Genomic DNA, 1,408 nt, shown 5'->3' with positions numbered 1-1,408 from the left:
GGATATACAACTTTTTGTGGATGACAGAGGAGAGCTATTTACCAGGTCTAATAGTTGGGATAACCAATGGAGTGCATGGCATAAATATTGGCATATTAACAATTCAAACAACACCTCAACAGATTGGTCAGCCAAAAACATAGTTGCATCAGGAAAAGGAGTGTTTGGGGGGAATGTTTTAATAGGTGAAGATAGTAATTGGGGGCAGTTAACAGTAAGCAGTGAAACAGATAATCGAGTAGTTTTAAATCGCACAGATTCAGCATATCCTTCCCTTTCCTTTATACCAAGCAATGGAAATTCTCATTATCATATCCATCATGGATTAGAAAATAAATTACATTTTTCCCAAGGAGGTTCGGTAGGAGCAACAAAATTACTCACCTTAACTTGGGATAAGAAATTAGGTATAGGGACTACCTCACCCTCAGCAGCGCTTGATGTAATGGGCAACCTTAAAGCCAGTGGTTCAGGAGATTTTGGGAATAATATAAGGGTGATAAAAGAATTAGATGGCATAGTAGCTATTAGTGTAATCAACGATGCGGACGATGCCAGTTCAAGGTCATCAATAGTGGCCGGAAGCCCTAGCCAATCTATATCCATGCACGCTATTAAAGCTAATTATACCGCAGTTGAAGGTTGGGAAAACTCCGGAGTGATAGGCACTGATTCTCAATTAACAAATGGTTTGGTGCTTAGGTCTTCTCAAGGGAAGATAAGGTTCCAGCCTCAAGGAACGACAGATAAAGCAACCATCGATTGGAATGGAGATTTCAGGACGGTTGGAGCAGGCGAATTTGGAAATTCGCTCACTGTAGATGGACATATTCGTGTTGGAGTTTTATCAGAAGGCAGTTCTTCCAATTCATTAGTTGATTCTTTTGGAATGTATTTTAAGTCCTCTGGCTATGCCAGTGATAATAAATTGAGATACCAAAGATGGAAAGTTCAGGGAGTAGGCAGAAGTGTTTGGGGGTCTGGGGATTTAGTGTTTTCGAGTGAAACGGATGGTACATCTTTTGAAGAAATAGTACGATTTACTAACACAGGAAACGTAGGAATAGGTATCGATTCCCCCTTAGAAGCATTGGAGGTTTCAGGGAATATAAAAACAAGTGGTTCAGCAGAATTCGGCGAAGATATCAAGGTAGGCAGCCATATTGTATGGCACCCTGGCAACGACGGTTCGGGAAGTGGTCTGGATGCGGATACCATTGATGGTTTACATGCCGAAGACTTATTCACATTTCGAGGTAGTGGTGGAGATGCTAATGAATACATAAATGAAAATGGTTACGCTTCTGGAAGACCTTTCACCGAAAACCATCCTCCAGGATCTATTCATGGAACCATGATCATGGCAGGAAAGGTAGCCAGTGGGGATATACAACTTTTTGTGGATGAC

At 41.3% G+C, this 1,408-nt stretch carries 1 protein-coding gene; it reads left to right on the top strand.

Translation table 11 applies throughout. The features are described 5' to 3' along the window. Nucleotides 1-1,408 (top strand): hypothetical protein (locus tag E1171_RS23400; RefSeq protein ID WP_222931328.1); only part of this gene is annotated, 1,408 nt, incomplete at both ends.

The organism is Xanthovirga aplysinae (assembly GCF_009711365.1).
Classification (GTDB): domain Bacteria; phylum Bacteroidota; class Bacteroidia; order Cytophagales; family Cyclobacteriaceae; genus Xanthovirga; species Xanthovirga aplysinae.
Note: the sequence above shows the minus strand (reverse complement) of the source record. Positions and strands in the feature narration are given on the sequence as shown.